Here is a 22780-nt window from a genome sequence, read left to right on the forward strand (position 1 = left end):
TTCTTCATAGGGGCGTCTTCGTTTGACCGTTGATAGAGTGTCATGTTAATATACGATAGTCTGTAAACATTATTGAAATGGGGTAATAACATGAGCGAACATCAGCATGGCGATGATTGCGGCTGTGGTGAAGACCACGAGCATGAAGAGCATGTCTTTATCGTGACTGACGACGAGGGCCAGGAACGTGAAATGGTCATGGTTTATACGTTTGAATCCGAAAGCCAAGTTTACGCTGTATTGCTGGATCGCAACGATCCAGAAGCAGACGGCGTTATCTTCCGTATTGAAGAAGAAAACGATGAGTCCTTCCTAGTTGGCATCGAAGATGATGCGGAATGGGATCGCGTAACAGCGATTTACGAAGAAATTGCTCGTACGGAAAGCGAAGAGAACTAGTTCTCTTAAGCTTTAACGAGCTAGTACTAAAAAAACGATCTGCGAGTTTCGCTTGCGGATCGTTTTTTTTTATTAACTTATTTGCGTGGATTAAAATAAATCGTTCTTCCATTAAACATTGTCAGCTCCGCTTTCAACTGCTTAGCTATATATTTGCATAGTTCATTTGCTTTCGATTTGTCTCCGTGCGTAGCTTCCTCTGGTAACACGACTTGAACGCAAGGGACGTTTTGGCCTGCTGCGCTTGCCGTTTCGCCGGGTCCAAAGATGATATGTTTATAAAGGTGGTTAATACCCTTTAAATAAAACCAACGATCATCATCCTTCGATTCGATCGTGTAAGGAAATGCGGCTTGGGCATAGTCCCAATCCAATTGAGAGCCGATAAGGCTTGTTTGCTCCCGGTAACCTATAAGCTCGTTCTTAATTTCTTGCAGCGTCAGTTTCTCCACGGATGATCCTTGCACAAATTTGATATAAGCGCTTTGACTCATCGCATCTCACCTCTGCCAACATCATAGCATGCTCGAAATAGGTTGACAATAAGTGGTATTCCGTAAAAATAATTAGAAAAAAACCGACCTCAGGATTTCTATAAGATTCCTGAAGATCGGTTTTATTATTTATTATGAAATGGCTGTTTCTTCAACGATTACTTTAACGAACTCGATGCTGCGATCTTCCGGCCCCTTGACAGGCAATCCGACTTGGACATGATCCACGATATAATCGATATTTTTTTGGGTAATGACTTCGCCTGGCAGCAGAATCGGGATGCCTGGCGGGTATACATAAATGAATTCAGCAATGATTCGGCCAGCTGATTCTTTGAACGGAAGAACTTCTGTCTCACCGTAAAAAGCATCACGAGGCGTTAAGGACAGCTGTGGAATATCTGGAATTTTGACCACTAATTCACGTGCTTCAGCGCCTTCATGGAAATGTTCAGACAATCCACGCAGGGCAGTTAACAATTTAGAAATGGAATCAGAGGTATCTCCAGGCGTAACTAAGCAAAGAATGTTATACATATCGCTCATTTCAATTTCCACATTATAGTTGTCGCGCAGCCAGTTCTCCGTTTCATATCCTGTGATGCCAAGGTGGCGAACATGAACGGAAACTTTAGTTGGATCGAAATCATAAGTAGCCTCATCGCCGAGAATTTCTTCTCCGAAGCAATATAGACCTGGGATTTCATTAATTTGTTTGCGTGCGGATTGAGCAAGCTCAATCGCGCGCTCAGCGATAGCATGTCCGTTCAAAGCAAGGTTGCGTCTAGACGTATCAAGCGAGCCTAACAAAATATACGAAGTCGACGTTGTGGTAAGCATGCTGATAACGGTTTGAATACGATGCGGGTTAACTCTTCCTTTGCGCACATTAAGAACCGAGCTTTGCGTCATAGAACCGCCGAGCTTATGAACACTTGTCGCAGCCATATCCGCGCCTGCTTGCATCGCTGACATTGGCAGCTTCTCATGGAAATGAATGAGTACGCCATGTGCTTCATCCACGAGAACAGGGATATCAAAGCTATGAACGAGATCAACGATCTCCTTAAGATTGGCGCAAATACCGAAATAGGTAGGGTTGATGACAAGCACGGCCTTTGCATCCGGGTGGCGCTCAAGCGCTTTACGGACGGAGCGGGTCGTTATGCCATGATCAATACCTAGGTTATTGTCACGGGCTGGCGAGATGAAAACTGGTCTGGCACCTGCAAAAATAATAGCAGCCATAATGGATTTGTGAACATTACGAGGCACGATGATTTTGTCCCCCGGGGCACATACGGTCAAAATCATCGTCATAATTGCGCCGCTTGTTCCTTGTACAGAGAAATAAGTATAGTCTGCTCCGAAAGCGTCAGCAGCTAGCTTCTGCGCTTCCTCAATAACGCCGGTTGGCTGATGCAGGTCATCAAGCGGTGCTATATTGATTAAATCGATCGACAACGCGTTATCGCCGATAAATTCGCGAAATTCGGAATCGCTGCCTAATCCCTTTTTATGTCCGGGAATATGAAACTGAACGGGATCCTGCTCCGCATGCTTACGAAGCGCGGTGAAGAGCGGGGTTTTATTGTGATCCATCGCTTTCATCCCTGCCTTTCTTTAAAGTTTACAAACAAAGTTGAGTATAGCAAATACAGGGGGGAATGCAAGCTTCATTTTTGAGATAGGTGCATCATTTTCATTTTGTTCTTCAATTGTTCATACATGTGTGATAAATGGATATGGTAACATAGGTTGGTGGAGGGGTTGTATTATGAAAGATAAACGAATGCTAATTGTAATGGCTACTTTAATGACAACATTTATAGGGTTCGGCATTATCATCCCGGTTATGCCAGAAATTATTCAAGCCGCAGATCCGAGCAAAGCGGAACTCCATACAGGTTGGATGCTTGCTGTATATTCTGCAGTTTCTTTTTTCTTATCACCATTTTGGGGAAGCTTGTCCGACCGTATCGGCAGACGGCCGATTATTTTAATAGGTATTCTTGGCTTTGCCGCAAGTTTCTTGTTATTTGGTTTATCGTCAGAAAACTTAACGCTCATGTACCTCTCAAGGGTGCTGGGAGGCTTGTTCTCGGGGGCGGTTGCTTCCGTTATTGTAGCGTATGTCGCTGATATTACATCGCCTGAGGAAAGAACGAAGGGGATGGGACTCGTTGGGATGTCCATCGGTCTAGGCTTTACGATAGGGCCTGGCGTTGGCGGTTTGTTAAGCGTGATCTCACTGGAAACGCCATTTTATGCAGCATCAGCGTTAGCACTGTTAACGTTCATCTTGGCTGCATCAAAGCTCAAGGAATCACTAACACCTGAGCAGCGGAGCAGCCAATCAGAGAAGCGTGTATCACGCTGGGCTGCATTTACAGGACCGCTTAAATATTTGTATGTGTTAGCCTTTTTTGTAACATTCACTCTCGCTGGAATGGAAGCGACCCTGCAGTTTTTTGGCATGCGGCGTTTTGATGTGACTCCATTTCAGGTCGGAATCTTATTTTTTGTTTGCGGCTTTGTGGGAGCACTCGTTCAAGGCGGAGTTGTGCGACGGAGAATTAAGACAGGCGAGGAGCCGAAATATATTGCGATCGGACTTGTCATCTCGGCACTTGGTTTTTTTATGCTTCTAGGTGCACATTCCCTATGGTGGGCTACGTTGTCACTTGCTGTATTCGGAATCGGCAATGCCTTAATTAGGCCATGTGTCACCTCGCTCATCACTCAGAAGACGACTGTTGGCAAAGGGGTAGCATCCGGTCTAAGCTCTTCGATGGACAGTTTGGGGCGTATTGCCGGCCCGCTGCTCGGTTCATTTTTCTTCACGATAGAAATGGGACTGCCATACTTGCTCGGCGGCATACTATGTTTAGCTGCACTGCTGCTATTGTTTCGTTTCCGTCAAATGGATAAAACTAGCGCCTCGGAAACAGAAGTTAACGCTGCAAAATAAAATGAAAACAAGCCGGTTCCTCATCTTGCGATGGGTGACCGGCTTGTTTTCTTTTGGAGCTTAAGGGGCTAGCCCTTTTATAATAAAAGTAATTGTCGCCTCTTTCTCTAACTCATCATCCCAGTGAATGCCATCTGTTTTTCCGATGAACGTACGGCTAAGGACATAACCGATTAAGGACGAGGCGATTAATCGAATGACAGTTAATGGGGCCGAATTAACGATTACGCCTTGCTGCTGAAATTGCGTAATACTAATACTGAATTTTTGTACCACTTTTGAGAGGATGAACTTCTGGAATTGGTCCAGCAGTTCGGGATGAAAGGGAATCTCTTGAACAAAAATTTTCAACACCTGAACATGACGCTCAACAAATGCAATGCGATTTTCTATAATTGCGCGCAGCATAAGATCTAATGTGTCAAAGCGGCTCTCGAGAACCTTATAGAAATCGCGAAGTACAAAAGGAGCGATTAACTTTGCCATAACAGGCGCAACAATCGAGAAAAGCAAATCCTTTTTGGTTTTATAATGACGAAAAATAGTTCCTTCTGCCACACCGGCTCGCTGGGCGATTTCACTTGTAGAAGAGGCGGCAAAGCCCTTCTCAGCAAAGATTTCGGAGGCAGCCTGCACGATTTTCAATTGTTTTTCCGTCATTTTTTCTTCTTCGTTATCTAGTTGCAATAGCTTTTGCAGCCATTGATCGACTGGTTCTGACATGCAAGACACTCCTTCGCGTTAACCCATTCCTTTGATTATACCAGTTGTTCTATTGTCTACATACGGCGGTGCTTCTTTAGAGCCAGCACATTCAATACTGCAAACAATAAGGAAAATCCCGCCAACACATATACATTTACCTGAAAATCACTCCAGCGCTCGCCGCGTATCATTATTCCCTGCATAGCATCTGCGCCATAGTAAAGAGGCATTAGGTAACTTAGCTTTTGCAGCCAGGGGTTCATGGCATCAAGGTTAAACAACCCGGAGAAGAAGGCTTGCGGCACGATGACAATAGGAATGAACTGTATGATCTGAAATTCACTGCTTGCAAAAGAAGACAACAGTGTTCCTAGTGTTAACGCTGTTAATGATAATAATAAATTAATGATCAGCATATATAAAATGCTGCCCTCCATATACATTCCAAGAACTTGAACGGAATACCAGGCGATCAAGCAGGCTTGAATCAGGGTGAAAATACCGAAACCGGCTAAATAACCGACTACGATTTCGCTTCGCCTAATTGGCGTAGCTAATAAGCGCTCCAAAGTACCGCTCGTTCGCTCGCGCAGGAAGGAGACACCTGCAAGTAAGAAAACAAAGAAAAACGAGAAGAAGCCTATTAAGACAGGCCCAAAGGAGTCGAATGGAGCCATGTCAGGACCGCCGTGCAAGTAAGAAATAGCTGGGGCGGCTTTATTTAAGCCTTGTTGCATCACGCTTTGAATAAGTAATATTACCGCTCGATTGATGGAGGGATCGCTGCCCTCAAGCGTTAGTTTAGGCATGCCGCCGCTCGCTTCCAATATCGCGTCGAGCTTGCCGTCTTGTAAAGCAGCTTGAGCAGCAGCACTTTCATCATAAAGTGTGATTTCAGCATCAAGCTGCTCAAACTTTTCTGTTAAAGCTGCAGGCACATTAACCATTCCGATTGCTGGGGAGACAGCTTGCCCATCAAAAACTAATTTCATTAAAGTTAAAATGAGCAGGGGAGCAAGAAATAACAAGGCAAGCGTTCGTTTATCACGCAAAAATTGATTAATAATTCGAATGGCGAGCGCACGTATTCTCATAGTTCCGCCCCTTTGCTTCGACCAAGCGCAATGAACGCCTCTTCGAGTGTGGTGCAGCCTGCTTGCTGCTTAAGTGCTTCAGGCGTATCGATGGCTGTAAGTTTACCGCTTCGTATGAGCCCTAACCGATCACATTTCTCGGCCTCGTCCATGACATGGGTTGTTATAATAATGGTCACGCCTTGTTTGCTCAGTGCAGATAGCTCTTTCCAAATCGACTGGCGTAAAACAGGATCAATGCCAACGGTTGGTTCATCGAGTACGAGAAGCTCAGGCTCATGCAATAGCGCAATTGCGAGCGAAAGACGGCGTTTCATACCGCCAGAATAAGCAACCGTTTGCTTATGAAGATGATCGGTTAGCGCAACAAGCTTGGAGACCGTTTGAATCCGATCTTGCAGTATGGCTCCCTTTAATCCAAACATAGCCCCAAAAAACGCTAAGTTTTGCTTGCCAGTCAATTCACTATACAAAGCGTCTGATTGAGCCATATATCCAAAGGCTTGCAGCATTTTCAATTGCGGCATGGGCTCGCCAAGCATTCGGACCGTTCCGGCATTTGCCCTGTCTATTCCAGTCATGACCTTGATCAACGTTGTTTTCCCCGAGCCCGATGGGCCTAATAAACCAAATAGTTCACCTCGCGGAATAGAAAGTGTAATGCCATCAAGAACGGTACGATCCCCAAATGAACGGTTAATGTCTTGCAGTTCTACGGCGAAGGTTGTTTCAGCTAATAGTGCTGGACTGTTAGTCATCATCGATCACACTCCACTTTCTCAAATGAGTAATCACTCCACCCAATTATATACAGAGAATGCCTAAAATAAAAGTGAGTACTTACTCATTTTTATTCCAGGCTGTCCACATCCTCAGTCTCTGGTCGTAGATGAATCAAGACTAAAGCCGAGAACCAATAACCTTCTCTGGACGTTTTTGGTAATCATACTTTCCCTCTATGATTAGAAAAGACAAAAAAAAGAAATCCGTAATCGGAGAAGGAGTCGGAAACAAAATGAGTAAATTGACGGAATGGTCGTTCCGAAATAAGGCGGCTATTATACTGATCGTCATTATGGCTTTAGTGATGGGGGTAATCAGCTATTTGAGGCTGCCGATGGAGTTTCTGCCTGCTGCAGATAATCCACAGGTCATGGTCACGGCAATAGGGCCGGGGAATGACGCGAAGACGATGGAGCAGATGGTCACAAATCCTTTGGAAGAAGCTGTAACGCTCGTTAAAGGAAAAACGGATATGTTCTCTACATCAGGTGATGGTTATGCTCAAATCAGCTTGAATTTCAATTCGAAGACGAATATGAAGGAAGCGAAGACGGAAGTCGAGCAATTGGTCGCTCAGGTACAGCTTCCGGCAAATGTAATGAAGCCTTTCGTCTTGCAATTGAATACTTCAATGATTCCAATCTCATGGGTGACGTTGACCTTTGATGAAGGATTATCTGAGCAGCAAAAAGACGCAAAGCTGAAAGAAGTAACGGCGGAGCTTAAAAAGACCGAGGGTGCGGGCGAGGTTAGCATTAGCGGCAAATCGTCGCCATCGGTTCATGTCGTACCAGATACGGAGAAGCTTGCACAGGCAGGAATTACGGTACAAGCGTTAATGGGCGTGCTTCAAGGCAGGGGAGCGTCGGTTTCACTAGGGGAACGCACGTTGGATGGCGCAGATGGCAATATTAACGTGTACGATCAAGTATCTGATGTGGAAACACTGCGCAAGCTTCCTGTTGCAGCAGGTGTGAAGCTTGGGGATGTTGCAGCGGTTGAGYTCGCCAAAGACCAAGAAAGCATAAGCCGTATGAACGGCAAAGATGCGATTATGTTCACGGTGTCTAAATCTGCTGATGCGAATGCTGTGAATGTAGGCAAAGCAATCAAAGAAACGATTGATCGTTTAAATGCAGATGTGGAAGGAATCGATGCTTCCATCATTTTGAGCACATCTGATTCGGTCGTATCTTCTGTTAATAGTATGCTGCGAGAGGTTTTGCTTGGCGCATTGTTCGCAACCATCGTCATTTTATTGTTCATGCGCAACTTTAAAGCAACGCTCGTGACGATTGTTTCGATTCCGTTGTCGCTTGGCATAACGCTGTATCTGCTCCAGCTCTCTGGTGTATCACTTAATATTATTACACTTGGAGGCGTAGCGGTCGCGGTTGGAAGGCTGGTCGATGATAGTATCGTCGTTATTGAAAATATTTATAGAAGGCTGCAAAAGGAGTCCTTCTCTATTAAGCTAATTACGGATGCAACGAAGGAAGTGGCTTCGGCCATTACCTCGTCAACGCTCGTTACAGTCGCAGTATTTTTGCCAATGGGCCTTCTGCGTGGTTCATTGCAAGCATTTCTTCTGCCATTCGCGCTGACAGTCGCTTACTCATTGCTCGCTTCTCTACTTGTAGCGCTGACAGTTGTACCTCTTTTAAGTGCAATATTGCTTCGCGGCACAAAGGAGAAGGAGCATGCTGGTTCTCCAAAATTCGCTTCCTTCATTCGTTGGAATCTTGCTCATAAATTAGTGCCGTTAATCATTGCGGTATTGCTGTTTGCAGGATCGATCGGTGCTTATATGTTCATGCCAAAAGGAGCGCTTGATTCCTCGAGCGCGGGGAATTTAAATGTAGCACTGCAATATCCGAGTGATACGCCGGCGGATCAAGTACTCGAAGCAGGGAAGAAATTCGAATCCTATCTAACTGCAAATCCAGATATTGAATGGGTCATGATGATGCTTGGCAATAGTGCAGATGCGGCTAAGTATGGCTCGGTGACTTCGCCAACGCTCATTACTTATATGGTAGATTTGAAGGAAGGCGTTGACGCAGAGCTCTTGATGGATAATATCAAGACTCAGAAGGACAATTATAAGGACGCAACCTTGACGGTTGATGCGGCCGATCTAATTATGGGCGGCGGATCATCGCAAATTTACATCGATATCTCTGGTGAAAACTTGGAGCAGCTCTCTACAACCGCAGACCAGTTGATCGCAGCGATTAAACCTATCGACGGTGTGCTCAAGGTTGAGAGCAATCAAGAGGAGAAAAAGTCGGTTTATTCCTTCCATGTTGATCCTACCCTTGCCAAAGGCCAAGAGGTAGCCATGCAGCTGCAAAGCATGCTTAATCCATTGCCGATAGGTTCGATCCAGCAAGAAGGCAGTGAAATTCCGGTTATTATGCTGCCTGTTGTAAACCCAGATTCAAAGGCAGAACTAGAGAAATTAACCGTAATGACAGAGTCTGGTCCAACACCGATGTCTAAGGTAGCGGAGTTGGTTCGTACCGAGGAGCCATCCTTGTACTATCATAAAGAAGGCAAAACGTATATCCGTGTCACAGCAAGCGCCGAACCAAAAGAACTATCGGTCGTCGGCGATGAAATATCAAAAGCAACAAAGGATCTCAAGCTTCCTGATGGCGTCAGCCTTGCAGTAGGCGGAGCGTCGGCTGACCAATCGAGCGACTTTGCAGATTTGGGCTTAACGGCGCTTATCTCCATCGGTATTGTTTATCTGATCATGGTGTTGACGTTCAAGACGCTTCGTGCTCCGCTGGCGATTATGATCTCTTTGCCGCTTGCAGCAATCGGCGCAGTAACAGGCTTGCTCGTATCAGGCGTAACGCCAGATTTCACAGCCATGTTCGGAGCGCTGATGCTAATCGGAATTGTCGTCACGAATGCTATCGTATTAATTGATCGTGTGAAGCAAAACGAGCTGACGATGCCGATTCGTGAAGCGTTGATTGAAGCGGCTACGACACGGATGCGTCCAATCGTAATGACTGCGGTGGCGACAGTGTCCGCGATGCTGCCACTCGTATTCGGTTCGCATGAATCGGGCAGCATCGTCTCCCAAAGCTTAGCGATCGTCGTTATTGGTGGGCTAGTTGCGGCTACGCTGCTCACGCTAATTATCGTTCCTTGTGTCTATGAGCTGTTATTTTTCCGTACTTCACGCAAGCAACGTCGCAATATGGCTTCCTCCGCACATGCGGAAGCGGCTGCATCACAGCAAGTGTAACTAAACGATAAAAGGCAGTACTTTTAGGTCAGAATGGACCTAAAGGTACTGCCTTTTTTTTGAATAGATATTAAATCCATTCTTATACATTAGCCATATGATATAACGGCATTAGCGTTTTATAAGTGGAGGAAGTAAGCTCAAGCAGTGCATCGCCGTCTTTGAGAATCGGATCGCTCGCTTGCACATGACGGCCGATAAGCAGTTCAGCTTTCTGAACATCACGGAAACGAACGAGCGCATCGTTCCAATCTTGTTTTGACATCGTACTGACAGCGGTGGACTCTTTTTTCATATGATCAAGTGAAAGTACAAAATCCTTAGGTACATTTGCAATGACCTCATCAATTTGGTTCAGGAAGGCCGTTGCGATATTGGATTTATGCGGAACCTCGTAAATGAGTGCAAACCACATAAATAGATGATCATCAAACAATCCAAGCTGAAAATGCGGATGTGCCTTGTAGCCGCGTTTGCTAGCGCAAATGGCGAGCCAAGTATCCTTTGGCGGATTCACTTTACGACGAGCATGCCTAGCAACATGCAAGTACATTTCATTGCCGGCATGAACAGCTGCATCGACGCTAAGCTGCTCGCCGATCGCTCGGAATTTCGGCTGAATCTGATTTTGAATAGCAGCCATACGCTCCTCAAGTCCTTGAAGCGCAAAAACATCGAAATCGGCTTGTGTAAAGCCAACAAGCGGGGTAGAAGTAATCTGTGTTGTCATTAAATTAATCTCCTTCAATCAAACAATTATTGGTGCAATAATTTCAAATAAAAGATGGCGATTTGCGTTCGGTCTCGAAGCTCGAGTTTATTAAGTATTTCAGTGATATAATTTTTAATTGTACCTTCGCTTAAGAAAAGGGTAGCGGCAATTTCCTTGTTTGATTGACCGTCCGCAATCAGACGGACAATTTGAACCTCAGCTTGCGTAAGGCCGGAAATCATTATTGATTTGGCTGAATCGGCTCGTGGCGTCTCCAGCATCCCAGCCAATTTACGGGCGATGTCGGGATGGATCAGCACGGAACCTTCATGAACAGTTTTTATGCCGCTTATAATACGGCTTGGCGGTACATTTTTGAGCAAATAGCCGTTGGCTCCGTTTCGGATGGCTTGCGCGATGTACTCGTCATCATCAAATGTCGTCAAAATAAGCACGGCAGGTGGAGGATCAAGTGCGCGAAGCAGCTTCGTTCCTTCCACACCATCGCAGAGCGGCATCCGAATATCCATTAGCACGACATCGATGGGGTGTTGGCGGGCAAATTGTTCGGCCTCCAGACCGTTTGCACAAACGCCAGCGACATGCAATTCGTTATCCAATCCTAAAATAACATTCATGCTCTCTCGAATAAAAGGATCATCATCCACTATCAGCACTTCAATCATTTGCTCAAATCTCTCCATTTCTAAAAAGAGCATTATCGTCGTTAACCGCCAAGCAGCGGAAGTGTTGTCGTTATTGAGAACTGATCGGCCTTCTGCCAGTCCATTTGGCCCCCAATTAAGGCAATCCGCTCTCTCATCCCCTTCATGCCAAGACCAGCTTCGATAGGCTCGTCGGGCAAGCTGCCGTTATTGGATACGGTCAGCGCTACGTACGCAGTTAAAAAATTTAAAGTAACCGCAACAGACGTCGCTTTTCCATGCCGAACAGCATTCGTAATCGCTTCTTGGGCATTTTTGAATAAAATGAGCTCGATGCTCGGGTAAAGCGGTCTGGGATGGCCCGTTACACGGAAGCTTACGGATATGCCTAATGCCGAAGCGGATTCTTCAACCAGACGGTCGAGGGCATATTGCCTAACGTCCTTTTCCGCATCTGATGCAAGTCTTCGTACCGTTCTGCGCATTAGCTCCATGCTGTCCTGCAGCTGATCACGCATTTGCTCAACCGTGCTGCGAGCTCTTGCGGTATCTGCATCGAATAAATGCAAAGCCGCTTCGGACATCATTTTGACGCGAATGAGGCGGTGTCCCAAATCATCATGAATATCTTTGGCGATGCGGTTTCGCTCTTCAATCTGGGCTTGATACTCAACCTGCAAAGCGTAATCCTGCATTCTGCGCCTGGCTGAGTCAAGCTCTGCATGGCTGGCAGCCAGTGCTCCGTATAAATCTTCTATTTGATGATGTTTGTCCTCAAACTCGTTGGAAGCATAGAGGACGGCTGCAGTAGTTATCCATAGTACCGCTACAGCAAAAATGATTTCGGGTTCTCTGCCATACATACCTGTCAATAAAGCAGCTAAGCCAGCGATGGTCCAAGCTGTGCTGACCATGCGAGTCGGCCTTTGTTGAAATGAGGCAATAAGGGTGGAGAAAAGCAATAGAAACAGTACTCCGCCGTACGAATAGGAAAACCATGAAAAAGCGATTAACTCCAGCACCAGCAATAGAATTCGATATTTAGGATACATGGAGCCAGCTTTCGTTAGGAGCAGAGCAAGGAGTACAGAGGCGGTGTAATGAGCATATAAACCTGCTTCGACATGCACGATACTAATAATAGAAGGAATCGCTACTAACAAGGAACGAATTTGATTCAATTGTTTCTTCATATCCGAGCAGCTCCTGCAGCTGAATTTGATTTATTATAGCACATTGTTTAATGAGCGAACGAGACTGAAATCGCTTTTCATCCAACCTTCATGCGGATAGAAGCCATTATACAAAGAGATGACTTTAGTCACCTTCATAAGATGACTTTTTAGACCTGTTTCGTTGCCTTTCATGACGTACAATTGGTTTATCAGAAACGAACTGAAAGGATGAATAAATATGAATCTAGTTACATTTCGCGAGGTTGTCAAAAAATACGACACAACGATAACGGTTAATCATCTTAGCTTCAATATTGATCAGGGTGAAATTTTTGGTTTACTTGGTCCAAATGGAGCGGGAAAAAGTACAACGATTCATATGTTGGCTGGTTTGCTGAAGCCAAGCGGCGGAGATATTTTGGTCGAAGGTTTTTCAATTCGCAAGCATCCGCTTGAAGTAAAGAAACGGATTGGTTTAGTGCCGCAGGAGCTGGCTATTTATGAGACGTTGACCGCTCGCGAAAATGTTACTTTTTTTGCAAAGCTTTACGGTCTCAGAGGTTCGCTGCTTAGCGATCGTGTTGATGAGGCGCTGCAATTCGTAGGGTTGCTGGACAAAGCGAAGGATAAACCTAGCACATTCTCAGGTGGAATGAAGCGGAGACTGAACATTGCTTGCGCCATCATGCACCGTCCAAAGCTGATCATTATGGATGAGCCAACGGTTGGAATCGACCCTCAGTCACGCAACCATATCTTGGAGTCCGTAAGGGAATTAAATAAGTTAGGCTCTACCGTCATTTACACCAGCCATTACATGGAAGAAGTAGAAGCGATTTGCACAAGAATCGGCATTCTTGATAAAGGCAAGCTTATTGCATGCGGGACGAAGGATGAATTAAAACGTCAGGTTGGCCAAGAAGAGAAGCTGATTTTTGAAATTGATAAAAAATCGGCGACGGCAATGACAGAGATGGCTGAGCATCCAGGCGTGCTTCAGCTTGCAGAACGAGATAATAGCTTGACGCTTGAAGTGACGGTGAAGGAATCTCTGTCTATATTACAGGATTTATTGTTTATCCTTCAGAAGCATGGCATTAATATTCGCAAGCTGACGCGGGAAGAGCCGAATCTTGAATCGCTATTCCTGCAAATGACCGGACGCACATTACGTGACGAATAGGAGATGATGGTGATGCCAGCATGGTGGACAGCTGCTTATTATGAGCTTATAAAATATACACGGATGCGTTCCGTTCTTATTATTTTGATCGGTTTGCCCTTATTGTTGATTTTGCTGCTTGGCAGCGCATTTGACACAGAAATAAAGCCGGCTAAAATTGCCCTATATAATGCGGATCAGGGGGAAATGCGAGCTAGCATTGATGCTTTCTGGAGCAATGAAGCAATAAAACCATATGTGAAGGTTCTAGATGCAAATTCAGAGAAGGAGGTAAAGGACTGGATACGCGAGGGTATTGCTGATTATGGCGTATCGATTCCGAAAAACTTCTCCAGTGAGCTAAGCGCAGGGGAAACGGCGAATTGGTCAACGTTTGAAGGGCGCTATGAAGAAAAAAATATTGCTGCTTCTGCTTTTATCAATAAATATATGGCTGCTGTAAATTTGCAAGCCGCAGCTTTGCAAATCCTTGGACCAGAGCTAAGTGCGGGTGCTGCTCAAAGTCAAGCGCCAGCAGGACAATCACGCATTGAGACGAAAAATTTGAGCTCAGGAGATAATCAAGCCTTTGGCAAAGAATCAGCGATGCAATACTATTCTGTGGCCTACTTAATTATGTTTTTGCTCTATGGCGGCATGACGGCGACGATCGCGCTGCTCAATCAGAGGGAAGCGGGAACTTTGCAGCGTATGTACGCAATTCCAGGCTCATTTAGAGCCATTGTGTTTGGCATTATTTTAGGAGGAGTCATGCTTGCAGCGCTGCAAGCGGCAGTGATTATCGCATTTACATCTTTTGTGTATGGTGTCGATTGGGGAAATAACTTTGGAGCTATTGCGCTGACTTGTCTGCTTACGACTGTTGCTGGGGCTGCACTTGCTATTTCGATCTCATCCTTCGTACGATCCAAAAAAACGACACAAACGCTGTTCAGCATCATTGTATTCAGCATGACCTTTATTAGCGGCGGAATGATTACAGGCATTGAGAAGATGGTAGGAGGTCTCGAAAAGTGGACGCTCAATCATTGGGCTAATGAAACGCTTCGTGCCATCATGAACGGTGAAGCTTCAGCAACGATTTGGAATGCAATCGGTATTCTTGGAGCAATCGCTTTAGGCATAACAATAATCGCAGTCATTAGACTGCCAAAGGTGGTGAGAAAGCATGCCTAGTTTGCAAATTGCTGCACATCTCGTACGACGCACCATGGGTTCCCGTCGCGGATTGATTATGAATGTTCTTGTCCCAGCGATCATTTTATCTATAATGGCAGGGTTGTTCGCTAGTACGAATAGAGATAAGGCTATTATTATCGTGAATAATGCTGACTCAGGAATATTAGGCGAATATTTGGCATCCTCATTACAGAAAGAGCCATTGTATGAGATTCATTCGGAGCCGGCGATGAATGAACAGCAATTAAAGGATCGAGTCCTAGAGGGCAAAGCGGATGCTGCGATCTATATTCCTTCGGATTTCTCAGCAAAAATGATGGAGGGAGGCCCTTCATCAGCTCAGCTTTACCGAATGAATACGCAGCTTTGGAACGCTTCGCTTGAAGCTACACTTCAGACAGAAGCTCAGAAGCTGTCTTCCTCTGCCGCTCTTGTAAGAGGGACTGACTCTGAATCTCCAGTGGACTTATCTAAGCTGACCGCTTTGCTAGAAGCGCAAGCCTCACCTAAAGCTGTCCTTGTAAATACGGAAATGGAGCTTGGCAAAATTGTATCCGATCCAACGATGATCGGTCTAATCCTTATGTTTGTTATGCTGCTTGTCAGCCAGTCTATCGGTTTCATTATGGAAGATCGAGAGCAGCGCACAATGGCAAGGATGTACACAGCGCCGCTTCGCTCGCTGGATATTGCTTTTGGAAATTTTTTGGGCAGCATGCTTGTGGGCACGATTCAGCTTGTCATTGTTCTAGGCTTAACTTATTTCGTATTTGACTATTCACCTGGTATTTCGTTTGGATGGATGCTGCTCGTATTAGAATTCTTTTTGCTTGCGATTGTTGGCCTTGCTTCGGCGGTAGCGGGTCTAGTACGCAATAGTACGCAGCTGTCTCAAATCAACAACATTATCATCGCTCCGTCCTGCATGATCAGCGGTTGTTTCTTTCCACTTTCCATGCTACCTGATTTTATGCAAAAGCTTGCTAATTTCTTTCCGCAAAAATGGGCGCTTACAGCAATTGATCGTTTAGGCGGCGGGGGCAGCTTTAGTGACGTCTTGCTTCCGCTTCTTATCCTGCTTTTATTCGCTGCTGTGCTGATTGCCTTTGGTTCGGCCGTGCTCAAGCCAAATCGAACAAGCTAAAATGCTAAGCAGCAAGCGCCCTGAAAATTGGCTTGACTTCATCATCGTTGTATTGTAAATTTGTCAAAAGTTAATGACATCGCAACAGCGTCGACCAAGACTATGTTAATCAGCAAACGTTTCTATCAGAGAGGAAGCCCGAAGGCTGGAAGGCTTCTAAGAACGATTGATTAATCCCTATCTTGCGAGCTGCAGCAGGAAGCGTATACTTCTTCCGCTGCCGGAATATTCATTCCGTTATCTATTGAGAGTCGTCCAGATCATTTGGCGGCTATTTGAGGGTGGTACCACGAACGCATTCGTCCCTTACGAATGCGTTTTTTTGTTTTTATGGCTTAAATCTAATCATCGGAGGGTTACCTATCATGAGACAAAGTAAGCTTTTAATGCCTACCTTGCGCGAGGCGCCGTCAGAAGCGGAAGCAGCCAGCCATCAATTAATGCTGCGTGCAGGTCTTATTAGACAGCTTGCCGCAGGTATTTATACGTATTTGCCGCTTGGCAGGCGCGTGCTCAGAAAACTCGAGCAAATCGTAAGAGAAGAAATGGATCAAGCCGGAGCTCAAGAGGTATTAATGCCCGCTATGCAGCCGGCAGAGCTGTGGCAGCAATCGGGTCGATATGATGTGTATGGACCTGAGCTTATGAGGCTGCGTGACCGCCATGATCGCGAGTTTACGCTTGGACCAACGCATGAAGAAGTGATTACAGCTCTGGTGCGCAGCGAGGTAAGCTCATATCGGCAGCTGCCAATGACATTGTATCAGATTCAAACTAAATTCCGTGACGAGAAGCGTCCACGTTATGGCTTGCTCCGCGGCAGAGAGTTTTTAATGAAAGATGCTTATTCCTTTGATGAGGATTGGGATGGGCTTCATCGCAGCTATACGAGCATGTACGAGGCTTATAATCGCATCTTCACACGCTGTGGCCTAAATTACCGCCCGGTTGAAGCTGATGCAGGTTCAATTGGCGGAGAAGGCGGAACACATGAATTTATGGCGTTGGCTGATATTGGTGAAGACACGATTGCTGTGTGCAATTCATGCGACTATGCGGCGAATTTGGAAAAAGCTGAATACAAGCTGTCGGAACAACCAACGGATACACAGCAGAATAATGATGCTGCGTTAGTGCGACATCATACACCGGAGATCAAGAAGATTGACCAGCTTGTCGAGGCTTTTGGCCTTGGAGCAGATACTTTTATGAAAACACTGATTTATGTTGCTGACGGTGCTCCGGTTGCTGTTGTTGTTCGGGGAGACCATGAGGTAAATGAAATAAAAGTGAAAAATGCGCTTGCTGTAGCACATCTGGAGCTTGCGGATCAAGCTACGACAGAGCGGGTAACTGGCGCACCTACCGGCTTTGCCGGGCCGATCGGCTTGCAAATTCCCGTTTATGCTGACCATGCTGTCCTTGCGATGAAATCAGGAGTAGCAGGAGCGAATGAGCAGGATTATCATATCGGAAATGTTATCCCAAGCATTCATTTGACGGATGTGCAGGCAGGTGATTATCGAAATGCAGCAATAGGAGACGGGTGCCCGCGTTGCGAGACAGGCAGCTTGGTATTTTACCGCGGCATTGAGGTTGGCCATGTGTTCAAGCTGGGAACAAAATATAGTGAAGCGCTAAATGCAAAGTTTTTAAATGCATCGGGCTCAGAACAGCCGTTAATAATGGGCTGTTACGGTATCGGAGTTTCACGTTTGCTTTCTGCGGTACTTGAACAGCACTCCGATAGCAATGGCATCATTTGGCCTAAATCGATAGCACCCTATCACGTTCATGTGGTTCCTGTATCAGCGAAGGATCAGGTTCAAATGGATTTGGCCGCGCATATTGCAGCAAGATTACTTGAGGCTGGGGTAGAGACGCTGCTCGATGATCGTGACGAGCGCCCAGGCGTCAAATTCAAGGATTCCGATCTTATCGGCATACCACTGCGCATTGTAGTAGGGAAACATGCTGCTGATGGAATCGTAGAGCTTAAGCAAAGGAACGAATTAGAAGCGCAAAAGCTAGAATTAGAAGAAGCTATCGCTTTTGCTTTGCGCAACTAAAGTTGAAAACATATGCATGAAATGGGTTTGGAAAATCCATGGAGGCCTATGGAATATAAGATCAAAAGGGTGCGAGACCGCTTCATATGAAGACGCTCGCGCCCTTTTTTTAGATAAGTCGGCTATAAGCGTAAAATTAGTCAATAATCCAAGTTGCCATAACATAAGATGGAGTATAAGATAAAAGTAAGAACAAATTATCAGAACATTTCGTCAACTATTCTGAGGTAAGGGAGGGATTGCCGTGAACAAAAGCCATGAAGTCGAATATTGCAATTTGGAGCTGCGATTTGACCGGCGGCAAATCCAAAATCTCATCCGCGATCTTATTCAGGAAGGGTACTCCTTGTACTGGAGTGAGACGGAGGGGCAGTTTCTTGTATCCATTCGAACTGGCCGCAAGCTCGTTAAGCTTCAGTTCCAGCGAATGAAGAACCGTTACAAAATTGTCGGGGACTACATTATTAAAGATGAGAAGCTGTCAGAATTAATTGAAAAGCTGATTAATGACACACGTGGACATGCGATTGTGAAGCGCATTAAAGATCGTCAAGTCGTCATTGAGAGTATTATGTTCGGTGAGATTATACGACTCGTGGAGGTGTCCGGTATGGAACATCGGATTATTTATCAGAAGAAGCCTTTCGTTACAATAGAAGAAATGATTAGAGCATTTCAATCAAAGCGTGCTGAGGAAAGAGCGGTTGTACTGCGTTATGAGCTGGATTATGAGCTATCGATGCTGTTTGACGCGCTAGAGAGCAAGGATGAGGAATCGGTTACTGAGTCTAAAGAGCGGCTGAATACTCTTCGCTCGGAAATGTTGCAATTGGAACTCTGATGATAGATGCTGGCCCCCATTTGAAAACATAAAAACGATCAAAAGCTGCCTTCTAACAGCATTTGATCGTTTTTATGTTGTTCATTTACCATTAAAAAAGACTCCTTTTATTATAAAAATGACTAAGCTTTTCGGTATATATAAGATAAACTTTTTAGTTCTCTCAATATAATTGATGCGACTATTGCGACATTTTTCCTTGCAGACAGTTTTCTTCTTGCCGCAAAAAGAGTAAAATGAATCTATTGTGACCCAAAATAGATGATGAAGGATGGAAGAACCAGATGTCAAAACAGCAAATTGGTGTAATTGGATTAGCCGTAATGGGTAAAAACCTTGCCCTTAACATTGAAAGCAGAGGCTTCACGGTATCGGTGTTCAACCGTTCCCGCGAGAAGACTGATGATCTTGTTCAAGAAGCAGTTGGGAAAAATCTTGTTCCTACTTATACAATCGAGGAATTTGTTCAATCATTGGAAGTTCCCCGCAAAATTTTGATTATGGTACAAGCAGGTGCAGGAACAGACGCAACAATTGATTCGCTCGTTCCACATTTGGCTGAAGGCGATATCATCATCGATGGCGGCAACGCTTATTTCCCTGATACTGTTCGTCGCAGCAAAGATCTTGAAGCTAAAGGCTTCCGTTTTATCGGAACTGGCGTTTCTGGCGGCGAAGAGGGAGCACTAAAAGGACCTTCTATCATGCCCGGTGGACAAAAATCCGCTTACGAGCTGGTTGAACCCATTCTTACTGCTATTTCAGCTAAAGTTGGAGACGATGCTTGCTGCACATATATCGGACCAGATGGCGCCGGTCATTATGTGAAAATGGTACATAACGGAATCGAATACGGCGATATGCAGCTGATTTGCGAAGCTTATGATCTGCTTAAAAACGTACTTGATGTTAGTGCTGAAGAGCTGCACGAAATTTTCTCCGAATGGAATAAAGGCGAGCTTGACAGCTACCTAATCGAAATTACTAGAGATATCTTCTCCAAATACGATCCTGAGACAGGCAAGCCAATGGTAGATGTTATCTTGGATTCCGCTGGTCAAAAAGGTACTGGAAAATGGACAAGCCAAAGCTCGCTAGATCTTGGCGTACCGCTTTCTATCATTACAGAATCCGTATTTACTCGTTTCTTGTCAGCTATGAAGGAAGAGCGCGTTGCGGCTAGCAAAGTACTTAACGGACCTGCAAAAACACCTTTCCAAGGTGACAGAGCAGCATTTATCGAATCTGTTCGCAAAGCATTGTTCGCAAGTAAAATTTGCTCGTACGCTCAAGGATTTGCTCAAATGCGTGCAGCTTCTGAAGAATTTAACTGGGATCTTAACTACGGCGAAATCGCTATGATCTTCCGCGGCGGCTGCATTATCCGTGCTCGCTTCCTGCAAAACATCAAAGACGCTTACGACCGTGATCCTAACCTGCGCAACCTTTTGCTTGATTCTTATTTCCAAAACATCGTTGAGTCGTACCAAGGGGCTTGGCGTGAAGTGATCTCCGCTGCAGTTTCGAACGGAGTGCCGGTTCCTGCATTCTCAAGTGCAATTGCTTACTTCGACAGCTACCGTACGGAGCGTTTACCTGCAAACCTGCTTCAAGCGCAGCGTGACTACTTCGGTGCTCACACGTTCAAACGTGTGGACAAAGAAGGAAGCTTCCACTTTAACTGGATGCAATCTTAATTAGATCAGCCATTAGTTCCTCGTCTCGCGAGGATTGTCCTTATTTAAGCCATAAGCTGCTTGACGCAAACAGTCGCGCAGCCGATCGGCCTCTTGATTGGAATAATGTCTGCGATGGATGAGCGACATGGCCGCTTCGGCAAAGAAATGAAAATTTTGCAATAAGCGTGGCTGCGTAAGATCCTTTAAGGCTGGATCTTCGTCAGCCACCTTTTTTTTAATAAATTCAAGCATCCAGACCACATCCTCCCGGCAAAGGGGATGGTCAGGATCGAGAATACGATTGAAGCGTTTTTGAGTTGGACTTTGATCAGGCAACTGAAGATCACTGTTCATCGCTAATGTCACTCCTATTCTCGAATAAACATCTTTATCATCCATACGGCATATATAACTTTTTTATACCCTAGTATTACAAAAAAATGATATGATATTGTAGAAAAATTGGTTTAACAAGAACGAAAAGGGTGAAACGGTTACGATGGGAAGGCAACAATTGAGTAAATTAGTGCTTATCGGGTTTATGGGAACCGGCAAATCAACCGTCAGCAAGCTGCTTTCCGAGAAGGTGGGCTGCACGCGCATCGACGGCGATGAAGAAATCGAAAGGCTGGAAAACAAGCGGGTTTCTGATATTTTCGCATCGGATGGCGAAGCAGGTTTCCGGATCATTGAAACCAAAGTGCTGGGAACGATTTTGGAGCGCGAGGATACCTGTGTGGTTGCAACAGGCGGCGGCGCAGTGCTAAGTCCCATTAATCGTGAGCTAATGCTTAAAAACGGTTTTGTCGTCRCTTTAAAGGCGAGCCCAGATCAAATCATCGCTCGGGTTAAGACGGACACAGAGCGGCCTTTGCTTCAAGGTGATGCAGAGGAGCGGGTTAATCTGCTGCTTAAACAGCGTGAGCATGCTTACGATTTTGCTCATTTTACGATCGATACGACAAATATGAGTGTGGAAGAGGTTGTTGCTGCAATACTCGAGCAATGGTCGCTTCATAAATAACGGAGATCATCATCACCTCAATCAGCCGATCAGCTGTAGATGTGTATATATTATTGTAAAGGGAGATCATACGAACTATGGACGTTTTAGTGACACCAACGCCAAGACTTGAAGGTGAACTTCAAGCGCTTTCTTCAAAAAATTATACCACTCGCTACCTTCTGGTAGCCGCTCTAGCTGAAGGAACAAGTACGATTTATTTCCCAGCCCACAGTGAAGACAGCGATGCAATGCGCCGCTGCATTCGGGATTTGGGAGCAACGGTAGAGGAAGACGAGGAGAAAATCGTTATTACCGGTTTTGGCCGCAATCCTAAGCCAGTTGAGCAGCTGGATGTAGGTAACGCAGGTGCGGTTTTGCGGTTTTTGATGGCCATCGCGGCACTTTGCCCAGACGTAACCTTTATTAATCGTTATCCAGATTCTCTAGGTAAACGACCTCATAGCGACCTCATTGAATCTTTGACAGCGATGGGCGTTTCTATTGAGCATAATGAAGGCAAGCTGCCTATTCGAATTCAAGGCGGCGCTCCAAAGGGTGGCAAAATTCAAGTTTCAGGCAACATAAGCTCGCAATTTTTGAGTGCGCTGCTGTTTTTGACGCCTCTTCTCGAAGAGGACAGTGAAATTGAAGTGCTGCATGATTTGAAGTCAAAAGTAGTAGTTGGCCAAACACTAGAAGTATTGGAGCAAGCGGGTATTGTTATCCATGCAGATGAGGACTATATGCGGTTCCGCATTCCAGGCGGTCAAAGCTATGAAGCAAAAACTTATTCTGTGCAAGGCGACTATCCGGGGTCTGCAGCCATTCTAGCAGCTGCGGCTGTAACGGAATCGGATGTGATCGTACACCGTTTGGAAGAGAAGAGCAAGCAAGGCGAACGCGCTGTCGTTGATGTGTTGAAAATGATGGAAGTTCCGCTTACGCATGAGAATGGCATTGTCCACGTGAAGGGCAATGGCAAGCTCAAAGCAGTCGAGTTCGATGGCGATCATGCAACGGATGCTGTACTTGCAATGGTTGCAGCGGCTGTTTTTGCTGAAGGCACATCTAGATTTTATAATGTAGAAAATTTGCGCTACAAAGAGTGTGACCGCATTACCGATTATTTGAATGAATTAAGAAAAGCTGGAGCCAATGTCGAAGAACGCCAAGCAGAGATTATCGTGCATGGACGTCCTGAAGGTGTAGAGGGCGGTGTCGAAATCAATGCGCATTACGACCACCGTGTCATCATGGCATTATCGGTCGTTGGATTGCGTGCGAAACAGCCTATTCGAATTCGTGATGCACATCATGTAGCGAAGTCCTATCCAATATTCTTCGATCATTTGCAAGCTTTAGGCGCTAAGGTTGAATGGATTGAAGGCTAATTATTCGTTGACGTTTAGAAGCTTGTTC

21 protein-coding genes are annotated in these 22780 nt (G+C 45.4%); 11 read left to right on the top strand and 10 right to left on the bottom strand.

Annotated elements, in window-relative coordinates; genetic code table 11:
• Positions 1–90 precede the first annotated feature (90 nt).
• Positions 91–399, top strand: coding sequence for a DUF1292 domain-containing protein (locus AC1DM9_RS31330; protein ID WP_076268207.1), 309 nt, complete (start codon positions 91–93; stop codon positions 397–399).
• Positions 400–476: 77 nt separating this feature from the next.
• Here the strand turns inward: AC1DM9_RS31330 and AC1DM9_RS31335 are convergent, their stop codons facing one another.
• Positions 477–893, bottom strand: a complete 417-nt coding sequence (locus tag AC1DM9_RS31335; protein WP_477583941.1) for a DUF1885 family protein — start codon at positions 891–893, stop codon at positions 477–479.
• A 132-nt stretch (positions 894–1025) separates the two neighbouring features.
• The gene (locus AC1DM9_RS31340) at positions 1026–2495 is read right to left on the bottom strand and encodes an aminotransferase class I/II-fold pyridoxal phosphate-dependent enzyme (protein WP_477550234.1); all 1470 of its coding nucleotides are present in this window, start codon (positions 2493–2495) and stop codon (positions 1026–1028) included.
• Between the two features lie 175 nt (positions 2496–2670).
• Between AC1DM9_RS31340 and AC1DM9_RS31345 the strand changes: the two genes are divergently transcribed.
• The gene (locus AC1DM9_RS31345; protein WP_477583943.1) at positions 2671–3864 is read left to right on the top strand and encodes an MFS transporter; all 1194 of its coding nucleotides are present in this window, start codon (positions 2671–2673) and stop codon (positions 3862–3864) included.
• Between the two features lie 60 nt (positions 3865–3924).
• Here AC1DM9_RS31345 and AC1DM9_RS31350 read toward each other — a convergent pair whose 3' ends face one another.
• Genes AC1DM9_RS31350 through AC1DM9_RS31360 form a run of 3 tightly spaced genes read right to left on the bottom strand, consistent with a single transcriptional unit; the run spans position 3925 to position 6424 of the window.
• Positions 3925–4587: a TetR/AcrR family transcriptional regulator gene (locus AC1DM9_RS31350; RefSeq protein WP_477550236.1), complete on the bottom strand. Its 663-nt coding sequence runs from the start codon at positions 4585–4587 to the stop codon at positions 3925–3927.
• 56 nt (positions 4588–4643) lie between these two features.
• Complete coding sequence (locus AC1DM9_RS31355; RefSeq protein ID WP_477583945.1) at positions 4644–5663, bottom strand: ABC transporter permease; 1020 nt, start codon at positions 5661–5663, stop codon at positions 4644–4646.
• The gene (locus AC1DM9_RS31360) at positions 5660–6424 is read right to left on the bottom strand and encodes an ABC transporter ATP-binding protein (protein ID WP_477583948.1); all 765 of its coding nucleotides are present in this window, start codon (positions 6422–6424) and stop codon (positions 5660–5662) included. Before AC1DM9_RS31360 ends, AC1DM9_RS31355 begins: the two co-directional genes overlap by 4 nt.
• Before the next feature lie 254 nt (positions 6425–6678).
• Between AC1DM9_RS31360 and AC1DM9_RS31365 the strand changes: the two genes are divergently transcribed.
• A complete protein-coding gene (locus AC1DM9_RS31365) occupies positions 6679–9708 on the top strand; it encodes an efflux RND transporter permease subunit (protein WP_477583950.1) in 3030 nt (1009 codons plus the stop codon).
• 82 nt (positions 9709–9790) lie between these two features.
• On the opposite strand, the gene AC1DM9_RS31370 is transcribed toward AC1DM9_RS31365, so the two are convergent.
• Genes AC1DM9_RS31370 through AC1DM9_RS31385 form a run of 4 tightly spaced genes read right to left on the bottom strand, consistent with a single transcriptional unit; the run spans position 9791 to position 12452 of the window.
• Positions 9791–10438, bottom strand: coding sequence for a DUF1054 domain-containing protein (locus AC1DM9_RS31370; protein ID WP_477510128.1), 648 nt, complete (start codon positions 10436–10438; stop codon positions 9791–9793).
• Between the two features lie 26 nt (positions 10439–10464).
• The gene (locus AC1DM9_RS31375; protein ID WP_477583984.1) at positions 10465–11106 is read right to left on the bottom strand and encodes a response regulator transcription factor; all 642 of its coding nucleotides are present in this window, start codon (positions 11104–11106) and stop codon (positions 10465–10467) included.
• Positions 11107–11147: 41 nt separating this feature from the next.
• The gene (locus AC1DM9_RS31380) at positions 11148–12278 is read right to left on the bottom strand and encodes a sensor histidine kinase (protein ID WP_477583952.1); all 1131 of its coding nucleotides are present in this window, start codon (positions 12276–12278) and stop codon (positions 11148–11150) included.
• Between the two features lie 33 nt (positions 12279–12311).
• The gene (locus AC1DM9_RS31385; RefSeq protein WP_477583954.1) at positions 12312–12452 is read right to left on the bottom strand and encodes a hypothetical protein; all 141 of its coding nucleotides are present in this window, start codon (positions 12450–12452) and stop codon (positions 12312–12314) included.
• A 46-nt stretch (positions 12453–12498) separates the two neighbouring features.
• On the opposite strand from AC1DM9_RS31385, the gene AC1DM9_RS31390 reads away from it, so the two are divergent.
• From AC1DM9_RS31390 to gndA, 6 genes are all read left to right on the top strand, one after another.
• Positions 12499–13443, top strand: coding sequence for an ABC transporter ATP-binding protein (locus tag AC1DM9_RS31390; RefSeq protein ID WP_477528533.1), 945 nt, complete (start codon positions 12499–12501; stop codon positions 13441–13443).
• A gap of 12 nt (positions 13444–13455) precedes the next feature.
• Entirely contained in the window at positions 13456–14619 is a 1164-nt protein-coding gene (locus AC1DM9_RS31395; protein ID WP_477583957.1) for an ABC transporter permease, read from the top strand.
• The gene (locus tag AC1DM9_RS31400) at positions 14612–15766 is read left to right on the top strand and encodes an ABC transporter permease (protein WP_477583959.1); all 1155 of its coding nucleotides are present in this window, start codon (positions 14612–14614) and stop codon (positions 15764–15766) included. Before AC1DM9_RS31395 ends, AC1DM9_RS31400 begins: the two co-directional genes overlap by 8 nt.
• Positions 15767–16131: 365 nt before the next feature.
• Positions 16132–17835 (top strand): proline--tRNA ligase, encoded by a 1704-nt coding sequence (locus tag AC1DM9_RS31405; RefSeq protein WP_441886022.1) that lies wholly within the window; start codon positions 16132–16134, stop codon positions 17833–17835.
• 244 nt (positions 17836–18079) lie between these two features.
• On the top strand, positions 18080–18676 hold the full coding sequence (locus tag AC1DM9_RS31410; protein ID WP_477583961.1) for a hypothetical protein: 597 nt from the start codon (positions 18080–18082) through the stop codon (positions 18674–18676).
• Between the two features lie 284 nt (positions 18677–18960).
• The gene (gene gndA, locus AC1DM9_RS31415; RefSeq protein ID WP_430060898.1) at positions 18961–20373 is read left to right on the top strand and encodes an NADP-dependent phosphogluconate dehydrogenase; all 1413 of its coding nucleotides are present in this window, start codon (positions 18961–18963) and stop codon (positions 20371–20373) included.
• 12 nt (positions 20374–20385) lie between these two features.
• Here gndA and AC1DM9_RS31420 read toward each other — a convergent pair whose 3' ends face one another.
• Positions 20386–20709, bottom strand: coding sequence for a hypothetical protein (locus AC1DM9_RS31420; protein WP_076268224.1), 324 nt, complete (start codon positions 20707–20709; stop codon positions 20386–20388).
• A gap of 160 nt (positions 20710–20869) precedes the next feature.
• On the opposite strand from AC1DM9_RS31420, the gene AC1DM9_RS31425 reads away from it, so the two are divergent.
• Positions 20870–21379 carry a shikimate kinase gene (locus AC1DM9_RS31425; protein ID WP_477583963.1) on the top strand — a complete coding sequence of 170 codons (510 nt, stop codon included), beginning with the start codon at positions 20870–20872 and terminating at the stop codon, positions 21377–21379.
• A 77-nt stretch (positions 21380–21456) separates the two neighbouring features.
• Entirely contained in the window at positions 21457–22752 is a 1296-nt protein-coding gene (gene aroA / locus AC1DM9_RS31430; RefSeq protein ID WP_339208794.1) for a 3-phosphoshikimate 1-carboxyvinyltransferase, read from the top strand.
• Positions 22753–22780 lie beyond the last annotated feature (28 nt).

Source organism: Paenibacillus sp. 01T431 (genome assembly GCF_056398625.1).

Excerpts from the sequence above, each read along its gene's own strand:
- AC1DM9_RS31330 (WP_076268207.1), top strand. The coding sequence starts at position 91 with ATGAGCGAACATCAGCATGGCGATGATTGCGGCTGTGGTGAAGACCAC.
- AC1DM9_RS31335 (WP_477583941.1), bottom strand. The coding sequence starts at position 893 with ATGAGTCAAAGCGCTTATATCAAATTTGTGCAAGGATCATCCGTGGAG.
- AC1DM9_RS31340 (WP_477550234.1), bottom strand. The coding sequence starts at position 2,495 with ATGGATCACAATAAAACCCCGCTCTTCACCGCGCTTCGTAAGCATGCG.
- AC1DM9_RS31345 (WP_477583943.1), top strand. The coding sequence starts at position 2,671 with ATGAAAGATAAACGAATGCTAATTGTAATGGCTACTTTAATGACAACA.
- AC1DM9_RS31350 (WP_477550236.1), bottom strand. The coding sequence starts at position 4,587 with ATGTCAGAACCAGTCGATCAATGGCTGCAAAAGCTATTGCAACTAGAT.
- AC1DM9_RS31355 (WP_477583945.1), bottom strand. The coding sequence starts at position 5,663 with ATGAGAATACGTGCGCTCGCCATTCGAATTATTAATCAATTTTTGCGT.
- AC1DM9_RS31360 (WP_477583948.1), bottom strand. The coding sequence starts at position 6,424 with ATGATGACTAACAGTCCAGCACTATTAGCTGAAACAACCTTCGCCGTA.
- AC1DM9_RS31370 (WP_477510128.1), bottom strand. The coding sequence starts at position 10,438 with ATGACAACACAGATTACTTCTACCCCGCTTGTTGGCTTTACACAAGCC.
- AC1DM9_RS31375 (WP_477583984.1), bottom strand. The coding sequence starts at position 11,106 with ATGATTGAAGTGCTGATAGTGGATGATGATCCTTTTATTCGAGAGAGC.
- AC1DM9_RS31380 (WP_477583952.1), bottom strand. The coding sequence starts at position 12,278 with ATGAAGAAACAATTGAATCAAATTCGTTCCTTGTTAGTAGCGATTCCT.
- AC1DM9_RS31385 (WP_477583954.1), bottom strand. The coding sequence starts at position 12,452 with ATGAAAGGCAACGAAACAGGTCTAAAAAGTCATCTTATGAAGGTGACT.
- AC1DM9_RS31390 (WP_477528533.1), top strand. The coding sequence starts at position 12,499 with ATGAATCTAGTTACATTTCGCGAGGTTGTCAAAAAATACGACACAACG.
- AC1DM9_RS31395 (WP_477583957.1), top strand. The coding sequence starts at position 13,456 with ATGCCAGCATGGTGGACAGCTGCTTATTATGAGCTTATAAAATATACA.
- AC1DM9_RS31400 (WP_477583959.1), top strand. The coding sequence starts at position 14,612 with ATGCCTAGTTTGCAAATTGCTGCACATCTCGTACGACGCACCATGGGT.
- AC1DM9_RS31405 (WP_441886022.1), top strand. The coding sequence starts at position 16,132 with ATGAGACAAAGTAAGCTTTTAATGCCTACCTTGCGCGAGGCGCCGTCA.
- gndA (WP_430060898.1), top strand. The coding sequence starts at position 18,961 with ATGTCAAAACAGCAAATTGGTGTAATTGGATTAGCCGTAATGGGTAAA.
- AC1DM9_RS31420 (WP_076268224.1), bottom strand. The coding sequence starts at position 20,709 with ATGAACAGTGATCTTCAGTTGCCTGATCAAAGTCCAACTCAAAAACGC.
- aroA (WP_339208794.1), top strand. The coding sequence starts at position 21,457 with ATGGACGTTTTAGTGACACCAACGCCAAGACTTGAAGGTGAACTTCAA.